The organism is Acinetobacter sp. YH01008 (assembly GCF_013420435.1).
Taxonomy (GTDB): domain Bacteria; phylum Pseudomonadota; class Gammaproteobacteria; order Pseudomonadales; family Moraxellaceae; genus Acinetobacter; species Acinetobacter pseudolwoffii.
Window position 1 is genome coordinate 165,487 of the sequence record NZ_VOYD01000003.1, and the last position, 18,707, is coordinate 184,193.

Annotated in this window: 21 protein-coding genes; 11 read left to right on the forward strand and 10 right to left on the reverse strand. The window is 43.4% G+C overall.

The genetic code is table 11. From position 1 onward, the window contains the following. Positions 1–202: 202 nt before the first annotated feature. The 6 genes from FTT75_RS03885 to rodA all read left to right on the forward strand — a co-directional run bounded on the left by FTT75_RS03885 (position 203) and on the right by rodA (position 6,414). Entirely contained in the window at positions 203–1,843 is a 1,641-nt protein-coding gene (locus FTT75_RS03885) for a CTP synthase (RefSeq protein ID WP_005097095.1), read from the forward strand. A gap of 31 nt (positions 1,844–1,874) precedes the next feature. Further along, on the forward strand, positions 1,875–2,732 hold the full coding sequence (gene kdsA, locus FTT75_RS03890) for a 3-deoxy-8-phosphooctulonate synthase (protein ID WP_005106657.1): 858 nt from the start codon (positions 1,875–1,877) through the stop codon (positions 2,730–2,732). A gap of 59 nt (positions 2,733–2,791) precedes the next feature. After that, the gene (gene eno, locus FTT75_RS03895; RefSeq protein ID WP_005097093.1) at positions 2,792–4,081 is read left to right on the forward strand and encodes a phosphopyruvate hydratase; all 1,290 of its coding nucleotides are present in this window, start codon (positions 2,792–2,794) and stop codon (positions 4,079–4,081) included. A gap of 7 nt (positions 4,082–4,088) precedes the next feature. After that, the gene (locus FTT75_RS03900; protein WP_005097092.1) at positions 4,089–4,481 is read left to right on the forward strand and encodes a septum formation initiator family protein; all 393 of its coding nucleotides are present in this window, start codon (positions 4,089–4,091) and stop codon (positions 4,479–4,481) included. Next, a complete protein-coding gene (gene ispD, locus FTT75_RS03905) occupies positions 4,450–5,163 on the forward strand; it encodes a 2-C-methyl-D-erythritol 4-phosphate cytidylyltransferase (protein ID WP_180185924.1) in 714 nt (237 codons plus the stop codon). Before FTT75_RS03900 ends, ispD begins: the two co-directional genes overlap by 32 nt. A 111-nt stretch (positions 5,164–5,274) precedes the next feature. Continuing rightward, positions 5,275–6,414, forward strand: coding sequence for a rod shape-determining protein RodA (rodA, locus tag FTT75_RS03910; protein WP_180185925.1), 1,140 nt, complete (start codon positions 5,275–5,277; stop codon positions 6,412–6,414). Positions 6,415–6,612: 198 nt separating this feature from the next. On the opposite strand, the gene FTT75_RS03915 is transcribed toward rodA, so the two are convergent. From FTT75_RS03915 to FTT75_RS03960, 10 genes are all read right to left on the reverse strand, one after another. Then, positions 6,613–6,915, reverse strand: coding sequence for a cyd operon YbgE family protein (locus FTT75_RS03915; RefSeq protein ID WP_180185926.1), 303 nt, complete (start codon positions 6,913–6,915; stop codon positions 6,613–6,615). Positions 6,916–6,918: 3 nt separating this feature from the next. Next, positions 6,919–7,020 (reverse strand): cytochrome bd-I oxidase subunit CydX, encoded by a 102-nt coding sequence (cydX, locus tag FTT75_RS03920; protein ID WP_004278713.1) that lies wholly within the window; start codon positions 7,018–7,020, stop codon positions 6,919–6,921. A 25-nt stretch (positions 7,021–7,045) separates the two neighbouring features. Further along, a complete protein-coding gene (gene cydB, locus FTT75_RS03925) occupies positions 7,046–8,191 on the reverse strand; it encodes a cytochrome d ubiquinol oxidase subunit II (protein ID WP_074383199.1) in 1,146 nt (381 codons plus the stop codon). Continuing rightward, positions 8,188–9,771 (reverse strand): cytochrome ubiquinol oxidase subunit I, encoded by a 1,584-nt coding sequence (locus FTT75_RS03930; RefSeq protein WP_074383198.1) that lies wholly within the window; start codon positions 9,769–9,771, stop codon positions 8,188–8,190. Before FTT75_RS03930 ends, cydB begins: the two co-directional genes overlap by 4 nt. Then, the gene (gene cydP, locus FTT75_RS03935; protein ID WP_004645265.1) at positions 9,771–9,962 is read right to left on the reverse strand and encodes a cytochrome oxidase putative small subunit CydP; all 192 of its coding nucleotides are present in this window, start codon (positions 9,960–9,962) and stop codon (positions 9,771–9,773) included. The genes FTT75_RS03930 and cydP overlap by 1 nt, the downstream gene beginning before the upstream one ends. Positions 9,963–10,406: 444 nt before the next feature. Then, positions 10,407–11,504 (reverse strand): porin, encoded by a 1,098-nt coding sequence (locus tag FTT75_RS03940; protein WP_180185927.1) that lies wholly within the window; start codon positions 11,502–11,504, stop codon positions 10,407–10,409. A 304-nt stretch (positions 11,505–11,808) separates the two neighbouring features. Next, positions 11,809–12,222: an HIT family protein gene (locus FTT75_RS03945; RefSeq protein WP_005170623.1), complete on the reverse strand. Its 414-nt coding sequence runs from the start codon at positions 12,220–12,222 to the stop codon at positions 11,809–11,811. A gap of 31 nt (positions 12,223–12,253) precedes the next feature. Continuing rightward, positions 12,254–12,523, reverse strand: a complete 270-nt coding sequence (locus FTT75_RS03950; protein WP_005170626.1) for a YARHG domain-containing protein — start codon at positions 12,521–12,523, stop codon at positions 12,254–12,256. An 86-nt stretch (positions 12,524–12,609) separates the two neighbouring features. Continuing rightward, entirely contained in the window at positions 12,610–13,482 is an 873-nt protein-coding gene (locus FTT75_RS03955) for an NAD(P)-dependent oxidoreductase (protein ID WP_100329572.1), read from the reverse strand. A 62-nt stretch (positions 13,483–13,544) separates the two neighbouring features. Beyond that, the gene (locus FTT75_RS03960; RefSeq protein WP_180185928.1) at positions 13,545–14,642 is read right to left on the reverse strand and encodes an alpha/beta fold hydrolase; all 1,098 of its coding nucleotides are present in this window, start codon (positions 14,640–14,642) and stop codon (positions 13,545–13,547) included. A gap of 142 nt (positions 14,643–14,784) precedes the next feature. Between FTT75_RS03960 and FTT75_RS03965 the strand changes: the two genes are divergently transcribed. The 5 genes from FTT75_RS03965 (at position 14,785) to FTT75_RS03985 (ending at position 18,697) form a co-directional block, all read left to right on the forward strand. Next, the gene (locus tag FTT75_RS03965) at positions 14,785–15,972 is read left to right on the forward strand and encodes an O-succinylhomoserine sulfhydrylase (RefSeq protein WP_100355326.1); all 1,188 of its coding nucleotides are present in this window, start codon (positions 14,785–14,787) and stop codon (positions 15,970–15,972) included. 28 nt (positions 15,973–16,000) lie between these two features. Continuing rightward, positions 16,001–16,330 carry a YbaB/EbfC family nucleoid-associated protein gene (locus FTT75_RS03970; protein WP_004731251.1) on the forward strand — a complete coding sequence of 110 codons (330 nt, stop codon included), beginning with the start codon at positions 16,001–16,003 and terminating at the stop codon, positions 16,328–16,330. Positions 16,331–16,343: 13 nt separating this feature from the next. Next, on the forward strand, positions 16,344–16,940 hold the full coding sequence (recR, locus tag FTT75_RS03975) for a recombination mediator RecR (RefSeq protein ID WP_004278698.1): 597 nt from the start codon (positions 16,344–16,346) through the stop codon (positions 16,938–16,940). Between the two features lie 178 nt (positions 16,941–17,118). Beyond that, positions 17,119–18,261: an HRDC domain-containing protein gene (locus FTT75_RS03980; RefSeq protein WP_180076435.1), complete on the forward strand. Its 1,143-nt coding sequence runs from the start codon at positions 17,119–17,121 to the stop codon at positions 18,259–18,261. A 130-nt stretch (positions 18,262–18,391) separates the two neighbouring features. Beyond that, positions 18,392–18,697: a YcgL domain-containing protein gene (locus FTT75_RS03985; RefSeq protein WP_005097076.1), complete on the forward strand. Its 306-nt coding sequence runs from the start codon at positions 18,392–18,394 to the stop codon at positions 18,695–18,697. Positions 18,698–18,707: the final 10 nt, after the last annotated feature.

The following is an 18,707-nucleotide window of genomic DNA, read 5'->3' on the forward strand; positions in this document are numbered from 1 at the left end:
GGGATTACACTATTATAGCAGCAAATTACAAGATAGAAATCATATGAACTTACAGTAATTTTTTATTGGAATTGCTGTTAGAATAGTCAATTGTTTATTGTTCTTTGAATTGATGCGGATTGACTTTGCTTTCTAGGTACAAGGTAAAGTAAAATTGCGCAACATTGCAGGCCGATTTAGGCTCGATTGTACGAGAAACCCAATGACCCATTTTATTTTCGTTACTGGTGGTGTAGTTTCATCACTAGGTAAAGGTATTTCAGCTGCTTCTGTTGCTGCACTTTTAGAAGCTCGTGGTTTAAAAGTGACCATGGTAAAAATGGATCCATACATTAATGTCGATCCAGGGACGATGAGCCCATTCCAACATGGTGAAGTTTTTGTTACAGAAGACGGTGCTGAAACAGACTTAGATTTGGGTTACTACGAACGTTTCTTGCGTCGTGCGAAAATGACCAAACTGAATAACTTCACATCAGGTCGTGTTTACCAAGATGTTCTGAACAAAGAACGCCGTGGTGACTATCTGGGTGGTACTGTGCAAGTTATTCCACACATTACTGACAATATCAAAGAGCGTGTCCTGCGTGCAGGCGAAGGCTATGATGTTGCGATTGTAGAGATCGGCGGTACAGTAGGTGACATTGAATCTCTCCCATTCATGGAATCTGTACGTCAGCTAATGGTTGAACTTGGTCATAAACGTACCATGTTAATGCACTTAACGTTACTCCCATACATTAAGTCTGCAGCAGAATTAAAAACCAAACCAACACAGCACTCTGTTAAAGAACTTCTGTCGATTGGTATTCAGCCAGACATTCTCATCTGCCGTACCGAGTACGATGTAGATGCAGATACTATCCGTAAAATTGCATTATTTACCAACGTTGAAGCACGTGCCGTTGTGGTATGTAAAGATGCACGTTCGATCTATCAGATTCCACGTACATTCTACGAACAGAATGTTGATGATTTAATCTGCGAACGTTTTGGTTATAACGACCTTCCTGAAGCGGATTTAACCGATTGGGATAACGTGGTAGAAGCATTATTGAACCCAGAATACACCGTTCGTGTAGCGATGGTCGGTAAATATGTAGAACTTCCAGATGCGTATAAATCTGTGAACGAAGCACTTTTACATGCCGGGGTGAAAAACCGCGTTAAAGTCCAAATTGACTATGTCAATGCAGAAGAACTTGAAAGCCAGGACGTGAACGAAGTATTGAAAGATGCCGATGCGATTCTGGTTCCAGGTGGTTTTGGTGAACGTGGTACTGAAGGCAAAATGCAGGCGATTCAATTCGCACGTGAAAACGGTGTACCTTTCCTTGGTATTTGCTTAGGTATGCAGTTGGCTGTAATCGAATATGCACGTAATGTTGTGGGCATTAGCGATGCAACGTCGACTGAATTTAACCGTTCGACCAAATCTCCATTGATTGGCTTGATCACTGAATGGTTAGATGAGCGCGGTGAAGTTCAGCAACGTTCTGCTGACTCTGATTTGGGTGGCACCATGCGTCTAGGGGCTCAAAAATCTGAACTGGTTGCAGGCACAAAAACAGCTGAAATCTATGGTTCTGAAGAAATCATTGAGCGTCACCGTCACCGTTACGAAATGAACAACCGTTATATCCCATTGCTTGAAGAAAAAGGCATGAAGATTTCTGGTTATTCACCGGTACAGCATCTGGTAGAAACAGTTGAAATTCCTCAACATCCTTGGTTTATTGCGGTACAATTCCACCCGGAATTTACCAGCTCACCACGTGAAGGTCATCCATTATTTGCCGGTTTCATTGATGCTGCGAAAAAGCAGTACCAAAAAACTCAATAATCGGTGTGTAGGACACAACTAGGAAGTTTAAATGTCGCAATTAAAACCACAAGAAATTGTACGTTTGGGTGATATACAAATGGCAAATCATTTGCCATTTGTATTATTCGGCGGAATGAATGTACTTGAATCTAAAGACTTGGCTTTTGAGATCGCTGAGACTTATGTCGATATTTGTACACGTTTGGGTATTCCCTATGTGTTCAAGGCCAGCTTTGATAAAGCCAACCGTTCAAGCTTGAACTCGTTCCGTGGCCCAGGCCTCGACAAAGGTCTCGAGTGGTTAGCTGACATTAAAAAACATTTTAATGTGCCAATCATCACTGATGTACACGAGCCGTACCAGGCGGCGCCTGTTGCAGAAGTGGCGGACATTATCCAGCTGCCGGCTTTCTTGAGTCGTCAGACGGATCTGGTGGAAGCCATGGCAAAAACCGATGCCATCATCAACATCAAAAAAGCACAATTCCTTGCACCACACGAAATGCGTCATATTTTGCATAAGTGTCTGGAAGCAGGAAATGACAAACTGATCATTTGTGAGCGTGGTTCAGCATTTGGCTATAACAATCTGGTTGTAGACATGCTGGGCTTCGATATCATGAAAGAAATGAATGTGCCTGTGTTCTTTGATGTGACGCATGCCTTGCAAACTCCAGGTGGCCGTGCCGATTCTGCTGGCGGACGCCGCGCCCAGATTACCACATTGGCGCGTGCAGGTATGGCAACCGGTCTTGCAGGTTTGTTCCTGGAAGCACATCCTGATCCAGAGAAAGCCAAGTGTGATGGCCCATGTGCATTGCGCATGTCTCAACTTGAGCCTTTCTTGGCACAGCTAAAAGAATTGGATACCTTGGTCAAAGGTTTCGAAAAGTTAGATACACACTGAGTTTATCACTCTTGCGCTGCCCTAAAGGCAGCTCATATTAATCAACTGAGGAATAGTTCATGAGCCAAATCGTTGACATTCGTGCACGTGAAATTTTGGACTCTCGTGGTAACCCTACCATCGAAGCAGACGTAATCTTAGCATCTGGCGTAGTTGGCCGTGCATGTGCACCATCTGGTGCTTCAACTGGTTCTCGTGAAGCTTTAGAACTTCGTGATGGCGATAAAGCACGTTACTTAGGTAAAGGTGTTAAAACTGCGGTAAATAATGTAAACACCTTAATCCGTGATGCTTTGCTTGGTAAATCTGTATTCGAACAAAAAGACATCGATAACACGATGATTGCTTTAGACGGTACTGAAAACAAAGAAAAACTGGGTGCAAACGCAACTTTAGCTGTATCTTTGGCTGCTGCACGCGCTGCTGCTGATGAAAAGAAAATTCCTCTTTTTCAATATATTGCAGACCTTCGCAACAACTCGATTTTGACCATGCCTGTACCAATGATGAACATCATCAATGGTGGTTCACATGCAGACAATAACGTTGATATTCAAGAATTCATGATTGAGCCAGTGGGCTTCACTTCATTCTCTGAAGCTTTACGCGCTGGCGCTGAAATCTTCCATTCTTTAAAATCAGTTTTAAACAAAAAAGGTTTAAACACTGCTGTGGGTGATGAAGGTGGTTTCGCACCAAACCTTCGTTCTAACGAAGAAGCAATCACGGTTATTCTTGAAGCAATTGGTCAAACTGGCTACAAAGCAGGTTCTGACATTATGCTGGCGCTGGATTGTGCATCTTCAGAATTCTACAAAAATGGTCAGTACATTCTTGCGGGCGAAGGCAACAAAGCGTTCACCAGCAACCAGTTCTCTGACTATTTGGCTGGCCTTGTAAACCAATACCCAATTATTTCAATTGAAGATGGTTTGGATGAGTCGGATTGGGAAGGCTGGTCTTACCTGACTTCGATTCTTGGCGACAAGATCCAGTTGGTAGGTGATGACCTGTTCGTAACGAATCCTAAAATCCTGCAACGTGGTATCAACGAAAAAGTAGGTAACTCGATCCTGATCAAATATAACCAGATCGGTACCTTGACTGAAACTTTAGATGCGATCTATCTTGCCAAAGAAAATGGTTACTCTACTGTGATTTCACACCGTTCAGGTGAAACTGAAGATTCAACCATTGCGGATCTTGCAGTAGGTACAGCAGCAGGTCAAATCAAAACCGGTTCACTTTGCCGTTCTGACCGTGTAGCGAAATATAATCAGTTACTTCGTATTGAAGAATTGACTAATGCTGCATATCGCGGTAAAGCTGAGTTTAAAGGTTTGAACTAAGCGACTTATGTCAATGTTAAATGTATTCGACTCGACTGCGAGTAAAGTACTGTTGGGCCTTGCGATCATTTTGATCGCAGGGTTTCAATATTTATACTGGTTTGGTGAAGGTGGTTATCATGATCATCAGCAGCTGACCCAGAAAATCCAGCAGCAAATGGAATTGAATGATGAGCTGAAAGAACGTAATCGCGTTCTGGCGGCAGAAGTCTACGATTTAAAGAATGGTATTGAAGCCATCGAAGAACATGCGCGTTTAGATCTTGGCCTGATTAAGCCACGTGAAACTTTTATTCAAATGAGCACGATCAGTACTCAATATAAACCCATCTATCTTAATCCAAATTCTAAAGTAGATCTGCGAACCAATGAGTCACCTGAGCCAACAAATACCCCGTAAATTATGGGTCATTCTTCCTGCTGCAGGTTCAGGTAGCCGTTTTTCTAAAACAGAACTCAAGCAATATCAGACGCTTCAACAACGAACTGTTCTTGAACATACCGTTGCACGTCTGAATCAATTGCCTTTGACTGGTTATGTATTAGCGATTGGTACACAGGACAATGTCGCAAAAATGCTGCCATTTTCCAATCTGGAAAAAGCACATTTTTGTTTGGGCGGCGCAGAGCGAGTGAATTCGGTGCTGAATGCATTAAATTATTTATCTGCAATGGCCTCTGAAGATGACTGGGTCATGGTGCATGATGCGGCACGCCCTTGTGTCAGTCTGGATTGTCTTCAACAGTTGGTCAATACGGCAATTGCACAGGATCGGGCTGCGATTCTGGCGATTCCGGTACGAGATACACTTAAGCGTGTAGTCACCGGTTCTGATATTGAGGAAACGGTGGATCGCTCCATGCTCTGGCAGGCACAAACGCCGCAAATGGCCAAGCTGGGCACATTAAAACGGGCGATTGAACAGGCTTTGCAGGATGGTGCTAACATTACCGATGAAGCCAGCGCACTGGAACATATCGGTGAGCAGGTGAGTGTGGTGCAAGGACGTTCCGATAATATTAAAATTACCTATCCAGATGATCTGGAACTGGCCAAGCTGATTTTACAAGCTCAGGCTTAAAAATATATTCGATAAAATTTGAATAAAAGCAGAATAAATCTGGCTATAGCGATCTATTCCCTATAGCTTTCACTTATAATTTTGCCATCATTCTTTTTCACCTTTTGGCCAATGATACCTTCACAGCAGTATCGGTTTTTACGTCATTCTTTGCGTGATGGACGTAGTATTAACCCGCAAGATTCCTCCCGGTGGACCAAGTTGCACCTTGATCCCTGGTTGTTGTGCTTTCTGGTTCTCAATGCAATCCTGGGTTTGATGGTGGTGTATAGCGCGACCTCTGAAGACTCCGGGATGGTTGTTCGTCAGGCAATCAGTTTCGGGATTGGTTTTGTGCTGCTGTTTATCTGTGCGCAGATTCCACCGAAAGTCTATCAGGCGATCAGTCCCTACCTGTATGCCTTTGGCATATTCATGCTGCTCTTGGTGTTTGTGATTGGTGAAAAACGCCTGGGTGCAACGCGTTGGATTACTTTGCCTGGTATTGGGAGTATGCAACCGAGTGAGGTGATGAAATTTGCCATGCCTTTGATGATGGCCTGGTATTTTGCACGTAAGCCATTTCCTCCCAAATTTGTACATATTGTCGGTGCATTAATTTTACTGGCTATACCATTTGTTTTGGTTGCACTCCAACCTGACTTGAATATTGGTTTGGTGATTCCGGGTGTTTTTGTCTTGTTTTTAAGCGGGATGTCGTGGCGTCTGATTATTGGTGCGGCAGCAGCACTGGCTGTGGCAGCACCAGTTTTATGGATGTTCGTACTACAAGAGTATCAAAAGAAACGTATTACCACGATGTTTGATCCGGAGTCGGATGCATTGGGTGCAGGCTGGAATATCATTCAGTCCAAAATCGCCATTGGTTCAGGTGGTTCCACAGGCAAAGGTTATACTGAAGGGACACAATCGCATTTGGGTTATCTGCCCGAGCATCATACCGACTTTATTATGTCGACCTATGCCGAAGAATTCGGTTTTATTGGTGTTTTTCTGCTGTTCAGTTTATTTACTGCCATTATTATTCGTTGTTTGATGATTGGCTTAAACAGTTTTCATAATTTTGGACGTTTATATGCCGGAGCTATTGGACTGACCTTTTTCTTCTTTGTATTTTTAAACTCGGGCATGGTGAGTGGTATCTTGCCGGTGACTGGAGACCCATTGCCGCTCATGAGTTATGGCGGAACGGCGGTGATTTCTATGCTCGCAGGTATGGGAATTGTGATGTCGATTCATACCCATCGATAAATTATTCTAAAAGTCGGATGTGTTCCGGTTTTACAAATATTGTTAAGACATGCGGGTAAAGAAAAGTATCTTCATTACATTCATGCTCAATGTGGAAATTGCTTCCAAATGCAGAGTGATATAAGCGTACAACAAAAAGCAGAAATGGATAAACGATATAAAGAAGCCCTCAATCGAGGGCTTCTTTCGTCTTAAAACTTAACTGAAAAACCAGGTGTAATAGCCCCAGATCATCAAAGGCCAAGCCAAAAATGGACTAAATAGCCATTTCCAGAACCAGTGGCGAGGTACGAAACCGACACCATGTACAAAGCCTCCAGAAATACCAATCATGATATACATCATGGCACTATGGCTATATTCACCGTTGGCATCCAGCATTGCAGAGGGATGAACCAATAACACTGCGGCGAGAGGAAAAGCCAGCATGCAGGAAATCATCATCGCAAATTTGTTTGGTTTCTTGTCTACAACGGTTTTCTCAAGCGCAGCTTCGGTCATATTTTATTCCTCATCCAGGTCTTGGTGTTGTTCCATATAAATTGCAGCAATCACACTGGCAAAACACGCCATCAGTACACCCAGAATCCAGGCAAAATACCACATAATTTTGTCTCCTTAGTGCACAGCCTTAATACAGGCTGTGTGAATTGTCTTCAATATGTTTGTTGGTAATCACGCCCCACATCTTGTAATAACACCAAGTGGTATAGATCAGGATCAATGGAACAAAAATACAAGCTGCAACTGTCATGACAGTTAAGGTGTTTTTACTGGATACCGCATCCCACATCGTCAGACTGACAGTCGGATTTAAGCTGGATGGCATCAGGAACGGGAACAGGGCAAAACCGGCAGTCAAGATTGCACCGACGACTGCCAGAGAAGAACCCAGGAAGCTCAAGCCAGCCTTGTTTTTACCTGCAGCCAGTACAATGATTAATCCCCCTAGAATGCCGGCAATTGGAGCTGCCATTGTAATTGGATAAGTTGAATAGTTGTTCATCCAGCCCGGATTGGCATTGGTCAGTACTTCTTTTGCTAATGGGTTGGCAACACCATTGGTGTCAAAAGGCATCACCAGGCTATAACCCTGGATGTTTCCAAAATACAACCATGCACCCGCAGCAAGGAAAGTCGCCAAGTAGACCAGACCCATGATTTGTGTCGCTTTGGCAGAACGTTGACGCAGGTCGCCATCAGTACGCAGCATCAGCCATGCACCACCATGTGCGCATAACATCGATAAACTGACCAGACCACACACAATCGCAAATGGATTCAGCAGGGCAAAGAAACTTCCTGTGTAGGTAGAACGTACGGTTTCATCCAGGGTAAAAGGCACACCGAGGAACATATTACCAAACGCTACACCAAAGACTAATGCCGGAACTGCACCACCAATCGCCAAGCCCCAGTCCCAGGAAGTACGCCATTTGGTATTTTCCAGTTTAGAGCGGTAATCGAAGCCGACCGGACGTAAGAATAAGGCAAACAGTACCAGTAATAATGCCCAGTACATGCCAGAGAAGGCTGTTGCATAAACCATTGGCCAGGCAGCAAATAAAGCCCCCCCGGCAGTAATGAACCAGACCTGGTTACCATCCCAATGCGGGGCAATGGTATTGATTGCAGCACGGCGCTCGTTATCATTTTTGCCCACAAATGGCATGATCGCCATAGAGCCCATATCGAAGCCATCGGTGAGGGCGAAGCCAATCAGCAATACGCCGACCAGCACCCACCAAATTATTTTGAGTAATTCATATTCGATCATGCTTGAGTCTCCCCATTTGCCTTTTCTGCTGCAAGCTTTTCAAAGTGGTATTTACCGGTATGCAGGGAACTTGGACCAAGGCGTGAGAATTTGATCATCAGATACATCTCGATAATCAATAACACCGTGTAGAAGGCTGCCAATGCCAGGATTGAACCCCATACATCGCCAGTACTTAAGCTGGAGGCTGAAAGATGAGTTGGTAAGACTTCACCAATCGTCCAAGGCTGACGACCGACTTCTGCTACATACCAGCCAGTTTGTGCAGCCACCCAAGGTAAAGGCAGTGCAAATAAGGCAAATTTTAATAACCAAGGTTTGTTTTCAGCATTGCGTTTCGCAACCGCAAAGGTAGCCAGAACAAAGAGAAGCAGCATCAAGAAGCCAGAACCGACCATGGCACGGAAGGCCCAGAACAGACTTGGTACGTGTGGAATAGTGTCTTTAGCCGCTGCTTTGATTTGCTCATCAGAGGCATCAACAACATTTGGTGTGTATTTTTTCAGCAGCAAGCCATAACCGAGGTCTTTTTGTGATTCATCAAAAGCCGCTTTAAGCTCAGGTGATTTATCTCCTGCACGGAGCAGCTCTAACTGTTCATACGCCACCATACCGTTACGGATCCGCTGTTCGTGCTGAGCAATCAGATCTTTAATTCCAGTCACTTGTTCAGTGGTGGAGCGGGTTGCAATCAGACCCATCACATAAGGAATCTTGATCGCATAGTCAGTGGTTTGGGTTTCTGCATTTGGAATCCCAAATAAGGTGAATGCTGCTGGTGCAGGATGCGTATCCCATTCTGCTTCAATCGCCGCAAGTTTGGTTTTTTGGACATCGCCCAGCTCATAACCTGATTCATCACCCAGTAAAATCACTGAAAGTGTAGACGCAAGCCCGAAGATGGCTGCAATGGCAAAAGAACGGCGTGCAAACGGCAAGTCACGTTTTTTCAGCATGTAATAACTTGAAATGGCCAGTACAAAAATAGCACCTGTGACATAACCTGCAGACACTGTATGTACGAATTTTACCTGAGCAACCGGGTTAAAGATCAGTGCGGCAAAGTCCACCATTTCCATACGCATGGTTTCGTAGTTGAATACAGAACCAACCGGGTTTTGCATCCAGCCATTGGCGATCAGAATCCACAGCGCAGACATGTTCGAACCTAAAGCTACCAGCCAGGTAACTGCCAGATGTTGCACTTTGGACAGGCGATCCCAGCCAAAGAAGAACAAGCCAATAAAGGTCGATTCAAGGAAGAAGGCCATTAAACCTTCAATTGCCAGTGGTGCACCAAAAATATCACCGACATAGTGCGAGTAATAAGCCCAGTTAGTTCCGAACTGGAACTCCATGGTCAGACCTGTGGTTACCCCTAAGGCAAAGTTAATACCAAACAGTTTTCCCCAGAATTTGGTCATGTCTTTGTAGATTTCTTTGCCGGAAATCACATAGGTGGTTTCCATGATGGCAAGCAGAAAAGCCAGACCTAAAGTCAGCGGAACAAAAATAAAGTGATACATCGCGGTCATAGCGAACTGGAACCGCGAGAGATCGACCACGCTTTCAGAAATCATCAACGTGTCTCCTGGATTTGGGAAGGATTGCCGGCGATACGCTCGGCGACTTGGTTGTCAAAATTTTTAGGAATCGTAGGTGCATCAAACCAGATGTTTTTAATGATCATCAGTAAAATAACTTTGATAATTAAAATGGCAGTTATTTCTCTAACTACTCTCTGGTTTAGATTTTTGGGAACTAAGCTCATTCGACTAAGCCTGTCTGTGACTTGTTGTATATTATTAATCTATTGTAACTAAAAAATAAATAGACGATACAGTTTAAATAAGAATATATTTATAAGATATTGAAAATAAATGAAATATAATTGAATTAAACAAAAAATATTCTAAATATTTTTTATTATTTTTTGTAAATTTTCAGATTTTAAATCCGACTAAAACAGTTATATTTATCTATTTAAATGTAAATTATTTTTATTCTGATTTGTGTGGTTTTATATTTTTTAATCTGATAGAAATGCTTGGTTTTAAAATATAAGGATAAATCAGTCAAACTGTGTAAGCCTGTTGTTAGAAGGGGGTTGTAGCTTTGTATCGCAATCTTTTTACTATTTTTTCAATAAAAACACGCAAAAAAAAAGAACATGCATGAAGCATGTTCTTTTTAAGCTTTTGGAGGAGGGTAAAGCTTAGAAGTCGTAACGCATACCTACAGATAAGCCCATTACAGTTTCACCAGTTGCCTTTACACCTTGGGCTGAACCTGCCTTGTTACTACGGGCTTGTGACCATGGTGTCAGGTCGGCATTATCGTCATTGAGCATAGCTGCCAGGTTGCCATAAACACGGAACTGTTTATCCAGGCGATGCTCTAAGCCCAGTGCAAGCAGGGTAGAGTTAGCATCAGTTGTATCGATGTCACGGTGGAACACGTGACCGCGTAAGGTATTTTTATCGGTCAGCTTATATTCCGCGCCTACACCGAAAACATTGGCATCTGCATTGGTGCCACTGCCATTATCGAGTGCGGTAAACTGGTAAAGTGCGCCCACATTAAGTTCAGGTGTTAACTTATAAGCTGCTGCTAAACGGATACCATCTCGTTCACCGCGACTCACATCTTCTGCATAATGCTCATAAGCAGCCGCGACATTCCAGTGACCCGCATTATAATTTAAACCCAAGTCATAGGCTTGAGACTTTTCATTAACCTTTGTTTGATCTTCATCATTAACAGGTGGGCGAGTATCAATCATTGTGCCATCATGTAACGATAAAGCTGCGGTTGCAGTGAAGCCGCCAGCAAATTTAGGTGTTTTATATTCAATCGTATTCGGGTTACGTTCATCAAAGCGGTGATTGTAAGCACGTGTTAATGTACGAATGTCACCCACCTGGTCACCAAAGAAGTTTGCCGGGCCACGTGCGGCTTTAAATGGACTGTCAAAACGCCCGACTTTAACCTGACCAAAGTTGCCTTTCACCCCAAGAAAAGTATCACGTGTTGCAAAGTCTACAGAATCTTCACTGTCGTCTGAGCCACTTGAAAAGTTGACCTGTTGTTCAATCTGCGCGAATACATTTAGATCTTCATTAATTTGATGATCAACTTTAAAGCCCAGACGGGAGGAGTTTGAAGATAGAGCGACTTCATTATAATCTTTGCCATCATCAAGATAATCTAAAGAAACGTGTGCACGACCATAAATTTTAACGTCAGCAGCAGCTGCCATGACTGGTGTTAAAATTGTTGCCCCAATTGCTAATGCAGATAACGTTTTTTTCATGTGTTGCTCCAATAAAGACTTTTTATTCATCGTCTTAAAACAAGTTTCAGTCATGTGTTAAAACATGTACCGCTCTATTGGTGCCAAGTATCGATTACAAATAAGACAGTAAGATTAAGGAAATATTTCAAATCTGTTAAATGTTGTATTTTGTAAGTTTTGTAATATTACACATTCATTTTTTTGTATTTAAAGATAATTTGGTTGCTATTATCTTAATGATTCGCTTTTTTTTCTAAAGTTTTATGCTTTAAGTAGAATAAAAAAATGGAGCCGAAGCTCCATTTTTTTTATTCAGTTAAACTTAAAGTGCAGCTTTGATTTTTTCAGCCAGCGCTTTAATTTTTTCCTGATCACCCATCTGGGCAGCATGTTTACCCAAGTTGTGCAGAGAAGTCGGCACTAGATGAAAATGAATATGCGGTACAGTCTGGCCAGCAGCAGCACCTGATAATTGCATCAGGACAATGCCGTCAACGCCCAAACCTTTTTCAATTGCTTTCGCAACCTTCTGTACAATTTGAATCGTATAGGCCGCAGCTTCAGGATCTAGATCTAGTAAAGTGATGGCTGGTGCTTTCGGAACGACCAGAGTATGACCATCTGCTTGCGGCATGATGTCCATAAATGCAAGAACCTGGTCATCTTCATACACTTTAATCGCAGGAAGTTCACCGCGTAGAATTCGTGCAAAAATATTCTGATCATCATAAGTCATAAGTACATTCCTTGAGCGTTATTGAATTGAATTATTTACAGTTCAATTCTTTCTGACGATCTTTGATCACGTCAAGACGCTGTTGCTCTTTTTCCGAGAATTTTGGCTTGGTTGTATAGCAATTGTCATTGCCGAACTTCGCTTTTGCTTCTGGATCTTTAAAACAGAATCCTTTAGACGCATAAATCACGTCATGATCATTTTTCAATTTTTTGCATTCCTGTTCAGATGCAAGAACCGATGTTGAAGCCCCGAACAAAGTTGCTAAGCCAATTAATGCTGCAACAGAAAATTTCTTCATGCGAGTTTCCTCTGGGTTATCCACTATATGTGCCTGCCTACTAGTCACAATATGAGGTTTTGTTATCATTATTCAATGGCGAGATATTACTCGATGGTAATATTACTCCATGATTCATACATTTTCACGGCACTGGAAAAATCACTGTTTTTATCCGATAGATCACTGGCCGCCTGAATTAGATTCTGGGTTAATGATAGCACAGGCGCAGACAGTTTAGCCTCACGCGCCAGATCGATTGCGATGCCGGTATCTTTGGCTAAGAGTGGCAGGGCAAAGGTTACAGGAAAACTGCGATTTAAAATACGCTGCGGCAATACGGTTTCGGTCACCATGCTTTTACCACTTGAAGCATTAATACAATCCAGTGCTTCATTCAGGTTGACTCCATGTGCTTTCAGCGTAGTAAAGCCTTCTGCGACCGCACACAGGTTTACAGCCATTAACATATTATTCACAGCTTTCACTGCAAAACCTGCGCCAGATTCACCGACATGCTTAATCAGTGTGCCAAAAGCCTGCATCGCAGGAAGGGCTTTTTCAAAACCTTGGACATCGCCGCCTACCATCACTGTCAAGGTGCCATTTTCAGCGCCAATGGTTTGACCGCTGACCGGTGCATCCAGAAAGATCGCCCCACGTTCAGCCAGTTGTGCTGCCAGTTTTTGCGCGGAATCCGGTACACCACTAGTACAGTCGACCCAGACTGAGCCGGATTTAAGCGACAAATTTTCCAGAAGTTGTGCTACATCGGCACTGGTCGGCAAACATGAAAAGATAATATCTGCCTGAACGGCCTGTTCTAGCGTAACGGCTTGGGTGCCATATTCAGCAGCATGTTGCTCTGCTTTGTCAAAATTGCGGTTCCAGACATAGACGGTATCAAACTGCTTGGGTAAATGTGCTGCCATACGATAACCCATGGCACCTAAGCCGATAAATGCTACTGACTGAATCATGCTGTATCCTCTGAATATGTAAATAAATTTTAATGTTTTTTGGCGATGCTGACGCAGATGCGCTAAGCATCAAGACGTGTAGAGCGCTGCGCCAGCCAGGTCATCATTTTGGGCCAGAACGTATTGGCTGTTTTCTGGTTGGACATCAGGCCCAGATGACCACCCGGAATCAGAGTAAACGTCTTATCCTGGCTACTTGTCAATTCTATCAAAGGCTTAGCTGACTGTTCTGTGACAATCTGATCGGTTTGGCCGGCACCGACCAACAGCGAGCAGCTGATATTCTTAAGGTCAACAGTACGACCATTTAAGGTGATTGAACCTTGTTTTAAAGGATTTTGCAGCCACAGATGTAAGACCATGTCCTGATTAATCCCGCCCGGATAATCAATCATCTTATTCAGAAAATTTCCCATGGTGGCATGTTCATAGACATTTTCGACATGATCCAGATTCAGCAAAAACTGCTTCTGGCTTTTCAGCCAGCCGATCGGATCCAGTAACTTAAAGCCCAAGGCATTTACAATGCCGGGCGTATGAATATATTGCTTTGGAATATGACCCTGATGAATGGCCTGTTGCAGATTTTTATTTTTAGAAATCAGTTTATTGGTGGTCGAAAACAGTTTGCCGACCCGTCCTGATGCATAACTGTCGATGGGGCTGCCAACGACCATCAAATTTTTGACATGTTCAGGCGAATGCAAGGCGGTATAAAGCGTGACAAATACCCCAGCCATACTCCAGCCGTGTAGGGAAATGAACTGACTGTCCGAATGCTTGCAGATGGTTTCAATAGATTGAGGAATGGCTGCATCAATAAAAGACAAAAAGTTTAAATGACGATGTCTAAAGTTAAAACGTTTCCATTCCACCAGATAGACATCAAAACCGCTATGCTGAAAATGCTTGACCAGCGAACGATAGGGATACAGATCATAGATATCCATATTGATGGCGAGAGGGGCGACAAATACCAATGGCTCCTTGTATTTCTTATCGGGTGAGGCGTAATAGCGAATCTTGCAAAACTCGGTGCTGGCAATATATTCAAAAGGCGTTTTTTGCGACAGAATCAGAGAGGAGGCATTAAACATCCGGGCACTGAAATGTTTCAATTTTTTTTGCTGGCGCTGAAAGTTTTGTTTTAACTGAATCATGTAAATAAAATATCCGTATCCGGGGAAGGATTGATCGAAGTCTAAGCAATAATTGCTTATTATGCCTTGACCTGAAATAGCATAGGCGCTCAAAATGTTGGCAATTTTTTACAAAAGGCAGCCTTAGGGCTGAGGTAGAGCGATGAGCCAGCAAGACGATATTTCATATCAATTAGAAACTTTAGCCATCCGTATAGGTCATACCCGTAGCTTTGAGGGTGAGCATGCTGAACCCATTTTTCTAACATCGTCATTTGTTTATGAAAATGCCGCCGAAGCTGCTGCGAAATTTTCAGGTCAGGAACCGGGCAATATCTATTCTCGCTTTACCAACCCAACCGTTGCCATGTTTGAAAAACGTCTGGCGGCACTCGAAGGTGCAGAGCGCGCCGTTGCTACCAGTTCAGGTATGGCTGCCATTATGGCAGTGACCATGGCTTTTTTGAAAGCAGGTGATCACGTCATCTGCTCACGTGCAGTCTTTGGTTCGACTGTTTCGCTATTTGAAAAATATGTCGCAAAATTTGGGGTTAGTGTCGATTTTGTAGATTTGACCGATCTTGATGCATGGAAAAATGCCATCCAGCCTGAAACCAAATTACTGTTTGTTGAATCTCCATCAAACCCGCTTGCAGAAGTGGCTGACATTCAGGCATTGGCTGATATTGCCCATGCCAATGATGCTTTACTGGCAATCGACAATAGCTTCTGTACACCAGTGTTACAACAACCCCTCAAATTTGGTGCAGACCTGGTGGTGTATTCTGCGACTAAATATCTGGATGGTCAGGGCCGTGCCTTAGGTGGAGCTGTGGTTGGAAACCATAAACTGCTGGAAGAAATCTTTGGTTATGTGCGTACCACAGGTCCTTCAATGAGTCCGTTTAATGCATGGGTATTCCTGAAAGGCTTGGAAACGTTACGTTTACGTATGCGTGAGCATTCAGCAAGTGCGCAGCAACTGGCTGAATTTCTGGATCAGCATCCAAAGGTAGAGAAGGTTTATTATGCCGGTCTGCCTGCGCATATCGGTCATGCGCTGGCAGTGAAACAGCAGACGGGTTTTGGTGGCATTGTGTCTTTTGAGGTGAAAGGCGGTCGTGAAGCCGCTTGGACAGTCATTGACAATACCCGGTTTATCTCGATCACCGGTAACCTGGGGGATGCGAAATCAACCATTACCCATCCGGCAACCACTACACACGGTAAATTATCGCCTGAAGCCAAAGAAGCAGCAGGTATTCGCGAAGGTTTAATTCGTGTTTCTGTTGGTTTAGAAGAGATTGGTGATATTATTCGTGATATTACTCGTGGTTTAGATCTTATCTAATTTTATAAATTTATGTTCGGAGATATTTATGAACATTAATATGTTGATGCAGCAAGCTCAGCGCATGCAAAAAGAAGTTGAAAACAATGTAAAAAAAGCCAAAGAAGAGCTGGCACAAACTGAAGTGCATGCCGAAGCGGGCGGTGGTTTGGTCAAAGTCACTATGACTTGCCGCAATGTAGTGAAGCGTATCGAAATCAACCCTGAATTACTTCAGGATGATCCAGACATGATTGAAGACCTGATTGCAGCTGCAATGAATGATGCAGCACGTCAGGCAGAATTGGTCTCTGATGAAAGAATGAAAGCAGCAAACTCGGGTATGGGTTTACCACCGGGTCTGGCAGGTATGTTCTAAGGAAGAATGCGCAATGTTTAGTGATCGTTTTGATCAACTGGTTCAAGCATTACGCATTTTGCCAAGCGTTGGGCCGAAATCGGCTCAACGTATGGCATTGCATATGATCATGAAAAATCGTGAAGGTGCAATTGGTCTGGCGCATGCGTTGACTGAGGCGACCAACTACATTCATGAATGCTCAGTCTGTCATTCATTGACTGAAGATGAAGTGTGCAATATCTGTACGTCGCTAGATCGTGATGATGAATTGCTCTGTGTGGTGGAATCACCTGCAGATGTTATGGCGATTGAGCAAAGTGGCAGCTTTAGAGGGAAATACCATGTACTGGGCGGGCATTTGTCACCGCTCGATGGGATTGGTCCTGAAGAAATTGGCATTCCGTATTTGTTGCACCGTTTGGCCAATGGTCAGGTGAAGGAAGTCATTCTCGCTACTAATGCGACGGTAGAAGGTCAGGCCACGGCACATTATCTGGTGGAAGCCAGCAAGCATTTGCCGATCCAGATGACTCGAATTGCCCAAGGTGTACCACAGGGTGGTGAACTGGAATATGTCGATAGTCATACCTTGAGTCAGGCCGTACATAACCGGATGCGCATGAAGTAAGATAGACTTAAAAATCTTGTTAGTTTTAATATAAAAAAGATATTATTTAAAATCCAGAGCCTAATAAATAAGGGGTATTTTTGCTAGATAGAGCAGAATTAGCGTTATTTTTTATACAAAAATTCTATAGATCAGTTAATATGGATCTATCGAGAATCTAATTTTAGACTCAGTCTTTATGTTTCAATTTATTCAACATCAAAACGATTTATACCCTGTGCTGAACCTGATGGATCAGAGTTCTGTTTACGGGCTGGATACCGAATTTATCAAGGTCGATACTTTGTGGCCGAAACTGGGTGTGTTTCAGATCAATGTAGACAACAAGGTCTATTTGCTGGATGGAACCACCCTGGATCTGACTGAGTTCTTCAATAAAGTTTTTAACGCCCAGCAGAATATTTTTCATGCTTGTAGCGAAGATATAGATCTGCTTTATCACTATACCCAAAAGAAATCGCTGACCAATGTGTTTGATACCCAGGTGGGCATGTCTTTCCTGGGGCATGGTCTGCAAGTTAGTTATCAGAATGCGTTGAAGCAGATGCTGGAAGTGGATATCGAAAAAGACCAGACCCGTTCGAACTGGCTGGCACGTCCATTAAGCTCAGAACAGTTACTTTATGCGGCCAATGATGTGCATTATCTGGTGCAACTGTCCGAGAAGATCAAGCAGGATCTGGATACGAAATACCTGCTCGATTTCGCTCTGCAAGACTGTCGTTTCCTGACCCAGGAAATTGGCGAAGATACACCAACAGCCTTGTTATATCAGGATGTCGGCAATTACCGGCATTCACGCCGTCAGCTGATGCAATTACAGCAATTGATGGTCTGGCGCGATCAGATTGCCAAAGCACTGAATCAGCCACGTAGTTTTATCTTAAAGAATGTCAGTATGATTGATCTGGTCGAGAAGTTCCCGCGCAATAACTTCCAGCTGAGTCAAGTCAAAGATATCCGTTCAAATGTGGTTCGTGAACATGGTAAAACCATTCTGGATCTGCTGAAATTCTTGCCGGAACCGGAAAGCTGGCCGTTACGTCTGGCGCGTCCAATCCGTCATTCCTCCAAAGATATCGGCGAAAAGATCGATAACATCATTCAAAATGTAGTCGATGAAACCTCAATTCCAAAAGAAGTGCTGATGCGTAAAAAATGGCTGAATGCCTTGTATCAGCATGTGGTCTTTCATAAGGATGAGCAGGATCTGCCGGATTATCTGCTGGGCTGGCGCTATGAACTGTTAACCCAGCCACTGATTCAGGTGCTGCATCAGGATGAATCTTATTTATCGACCCAGATGAAAGTCAGCGAGTGATCGCTTGCAGGATTGGTTAAAGATAGAGCAATTATACAAAATCACGACTGATGCATGAGACGTGGCTAATGTTTCTGTCTTTTTTTTGATGTATCCTTGCGGATGTTTTTCCAGAAAAGTCGTTTGAAACATGCAAGTGTCTATCTACAAATCCAGCAAAAAAAGTGAAATGTATCTGTATGTGGCGCGTCCTGCGGATGAAAGCGAAGCTGAAACATTCGAGCCACTCAGCGTATTGTCTGAGCCCGTACAAGCCGCATTTGGACGTGCGACTTTTGTCATGCATCTTGAACTGAGCGAATCGCGTAAACTGGCACGTGCCAATGTATTGCATGTGATGGATTCTATTGCTACACGTGGTTTCTTTTTGCAAATGCCGCCAGAAGGCTTGATTGATCCGAATGCAGTCGCTCCAGAAGGATTGCGTGGCGCTTAATGTTAATTCA